The organism is Pseudomonas sp. (genome assembly GCF_036404235.1).
Lineage (GTDB): Bacteria > Pseudomonadota > Gammaproteobacteria > Pseudomonadales > Pseudomonadaceae > Aquipseudomonas.
On the sequence record NZ_DASWOT010000126.1, the window covers coordinates 1 to 3,887 of the forward strand.

Annotated in this window: 3 protein-coding genes; 2 read left to right on the top strand and 1 reads right to left on the bottom strand. The window is 55.3% G+C overall.

The features are described from left to right. A partial coding sequence (locus VGC62_RS16225; RefSeq protein WP_331188098.1) for a LysR family transcriptional regulator occupies positions 1-625 on the bottom strand: 625 nt, incomplete at its 3' end. Between the two features lie 139 nt (positions 626-764). On the opposite strand from VGC62_RS16225, the gene VGC62_RS16230 reads away from it, so the two are divergent. Continuing rightward, the gene (locus VGC62_RS16230) at positions 765-2,111 is read left to right on the top strand and encodes an aspartate aminotransferase family protein (RefSeq protein ID WP_331188099.1); all 1,347 of its coding nucleotides are present in this window, start codon (positions 765-767) and stop codon (positions 2,109-2,111) included. Between the two features lie 63 nt (positions 2,112-2,174). After that, complete coding sequence (locus VGC62_RS16235) at positions 2,175-3,668, top strand: CoA-acylating methylmalonate-semialdehyde dehydrogenase (RefSeq protein ID WP_331188100.1); 1,494 nt, start codon at positions 2,175-2,177, stop codon at positions 3,666-3,668. Positions 3,669-3,887 lie beyond the last annotated feature (219 nt).

The following is a 3,887-nucleotide window of genomic DNA, read 5'->3' on the forward strand; positions in this document are numbered from 1 at the left end:
CCTGGTCGGCGAGGCGACTGTCGTCCAACTGTGTGTCATCCACATAAAACAGCGGGTGTCCAACTGCGCAATACAGCAATGAGCGCTCGCTGTAGAGGGGCTGATATTCAAGCCCCGATAATGCGCTGGCCTGTGGGACAACACCGACATGCAGTCGACCGTCCAGCACGCCTTGCTCTACTTCGTTGGGTGCGATCATTCGGATGTTGATATGTACATCCGGCCCACGTTCCTTTAACTGGGAGAGGGCGTGGGTGATGTGCATATGGGGAAGGGTAACGAGGTTGTCAGTCAGGCCGATGTTCAGTTCTCCACGCAGGTGCTGGTGCAGGCCATTGACCTCTGTACGAAAGCTCTCTAAAGCACTGAGCAATTGCAGAGCAGACTGGTAAACCTCTCGTCCTTCTTCCGTCAGAGAAAACCCTGCGCGCCCTCGCTGACACAGGCGCAATCCAAGTCGCTGTTCGAGATCGCCCATTTGCTGGCTGATGGCCGAGCGCCCAATGCCCAAGGCACTTTCGGCTGCCGAAAAGCCTCCAGATTCAACTACGCTTCGAAAGATGCGCAACAGGCGGATATCGAAATCACTGACTTGTGCTAGCGGAGCGGGACGTCGGATGCTCATAGTTTAGTCATTACCCAACTAAAGATCGTAAAAGTAGAGTTTTTCGGACTTTATGCCCGTGGCAACTTAGCTGCAACCCGGTCCTGCTTCTGCCCAGCGGAAGGCAAGCCACCCACACACCCTTGTGAGGTCAATTCCAATGAATATGCCCGAGTCTTCCGACATGTCCTTGACCAGCCAGTTGAAGCTTGATGCTCACTGGATGCCCTACACCGCTAATCGCAATTTCCATCGCGATCCGCGGCTGATCGTTGCGGCGTCGGGTAGCTATCTGACGGACGACAAAGGTCGCCAGATTTACGACGGTTTGTCGGGACTTTGGACCTGTGGAGCGGGTCACACCCGTAAAGAAATCCAGGAAGCAGTCTCACGCCAGTTGGGTACGCTGGATTACTCGCCGGCCTTCCAGTTCGGGCATCCTTTGTCGTTCAAGCTTGCCGAAAAAATCACCGATCTCACGCCTGGCAACCTGAACCATGTGTTCTTTACCGACTCTGGTTCCGAATGCGCCGATACCGCTGTGAAAATGGTCCGTGCTTACTGGCGCCTGAAGGGCCAGGCGACCAAGACCAAAATGATCGGCCGCGCGCGTGGCTACCACGGCGTAAACATCGCTGGCACCAGCCTTGGTGGGGTTAACGGCAACCGTAAAATGTTTGGTCAGTTGATGGATGTCGATCATCTGCCGCACACGCTGCTGGCCAGTAACGCATATTCGCGTGGCATGCCGGAGCAGGGCGGAATTGCGTTGGCTGACGAAATGCTCAAGCTCATCGAGTTGCATGACGCCTCCAACATCGCCGCGGTCATCGTTGAGCCAATGTCGGGTTCAGCTGGGGTGATCGTTCCACCGCAGGGCTATTTGAAGCGTCTGCGTGAGATTTGTGATCAGCACAACATCCTGCTGATCTTCGACGAAGTCATCACAGGCTTTGGCCGCACAGGTTCTATGTTTGGCGCCGACAGCTTCGGGGTCACGCCGGATCTGATGTGCATCGCCAAGCAAGTCACCAACGGCGCAATTCCGATGGGTGCAGTGATTGCCAGCAGCGAGATTTATCACACGTTTATGAACCAGGCGACGCCTGAGTATGCGGTCGAATTCCCGCACGGTTACACCTACTCGGCGCATCCGGTCGCTTGTGCCGCCGGTCTTGCTGCGCTGGAACTGCTGCAGCGTGAGAATCTAGTACAGCAAGTGGCAGAAACTTCGCCGCACTTCGAAAGCTCGTTGCACGGTCTAAAGGGCACCAAAAACGTCATCGACATTCGCAACTATGGTTTGGCGGGGGCTATTCAGATTGCTCCACGTGACGGCGACGCCATCGTGCGCCCTTTCGACGCTGCCATGAAACTGTGGAAGGCCGGTTTCTATGTACGCTTCGGTGGCGATACGCTGCAGTTCGGGCCAACCTTCAACAGCAAGCCTCAGGACCTGGACCGTATGTTCGACGCCGTGGGCGAAGCGCTTAATCAGGTCGATTGATTCTCTTATTACAAACAGGCGCGGCTTGGGTCGCGCTTGATGGCATCTTTATGGAGTCGATTCATGAGCACCATCCAGCACTTGATTCATGGCGAACTGGTAAGCGATAGCGGTCGTACTGCCGATGTGTTCAATCCATCGACAGGTCAAGCGATTCGTAAGGTCCCGTTGGCCAGCCGTGAGACCGTGCAACGGGCTATCGATTCGGCCAAGGCGGCGTTTCCAGCTTGGCGCAATACACCTCCAGCCAAGCGTGCGCAGGTAATGTTCCGCTTCAAGCAACTGTTGGAGCAGAACGAGGCACGTATCGCTCAACTGATCAGTGAAGAGCATGGAAAAACCCTTGAAGACGCCGCGGGTGAGCTCAAACGCGGAATTGAGAACGTCGAGTACGCCAGTGCTGCGCCGGAAATTCTGAAGGGCGAGTACAGCCGCAACGTAGGACCAAACATTGATGCCTGGTCGGACTTCCAGCCGTTGGGCGTAGTCGCAGGTATCACCCCGTTCAACTTCCCTGCGATGGTGCCGTTGTGGATGTACCCGTTGGCGATTGCATGCGGTAACTGCTTCATCCTTAAGCCGTCCGAGCGGGATCCAAGCTCGACGTTACTGATCGCGCAGTTGTTGCTTGAGGCAGGCTTGCCAAAGGGGGTACTTAACGTTGTGCATGGCGACAAGGTTGCAGTGGATGCGTTGATCGAGGCCCCGGAGGTCAAGGCGCTGAGTTTTGTAGGCTCTACGCCGATTGCCGAGTACATCTATAAAGAGGCTACATCGCGTGGCAAGCGGGTTCAGGCGCTCGGTGGCGCGAAGAATCATGCGGTGCTGATGCCTGACGCGGATCTGGACAATGCAGTCAGTGCGCTGATGGGTGCTGCCTATGGTTCGTGTGGTGAGCGCTGCATGGCTATCTCCGTTGCTGTGTGTGTCGGCGATCAAGTGGCTGATGCGCTGGTGACAAAGCTGGTTCCTCAGATCAAAGCTTTGAAGATCGGTGCTGGCACGACGTGTGGCCTGGACATGGGACCTCTAGTTACAGGGCAACATCGGGATAAGGTCAGCGGTTATATAGACGATGGTGTCGGTGCCGGCGCGAATCTGGTTGTGGACGGTCGCGGGCTGAGCGTGCCTGGTAATGAAGAGGGTTTCTTTTTGGGCGGCTGCCTGTTCGATCACGTCACTCCTGATATGCGTATCTATAAAGAAGAGATTTTCGGGCCAGTACTGTGCATCGTCCGAGTTAATAGCCTTGAACAGGCCATGCAGTTGATCAACGATCACGAATATGGCAACGGTACCTGTATCTTCACCCGTGATGGCGAGGCGGCCCGTTTGTTCTGCGACGAGATTGAAGTCGGGATGGTCGGTGTCAATGTGCCGCTGCCTGTTCCTGTGGCCTATCACAGCTTTGGTGGTTGGAAGCGTTCGTTGTTTGGTGATTTGCATGCTTACGGTCCGGACGGCGTACGGTTCTACACCCGGCGCAAGGCGATTACTCAGCGCTGGCCGCAGCGGGCCAGTCATGAAGCGTCGCAGTTCGCCTTTCCTAGCTTGTAAATAAAAGGTAAGGGGCGTGCCTTAAGGTCCGCCCCTTACTTTTGGGGCTGTTCCTTACAGGTATGATAATTTAATGAAATTAACTGTTGACGGGGTGTTGGATGTGTCTATAATTCGCCCCACTTCCGGCGCAGACGAAACGGAAAACTCCTTGGTAATCAAAGAGTTGGACGAAGTAAGCAGGGCCGAAGTGCTTCGATTTGCAGGTTAAATCGACAG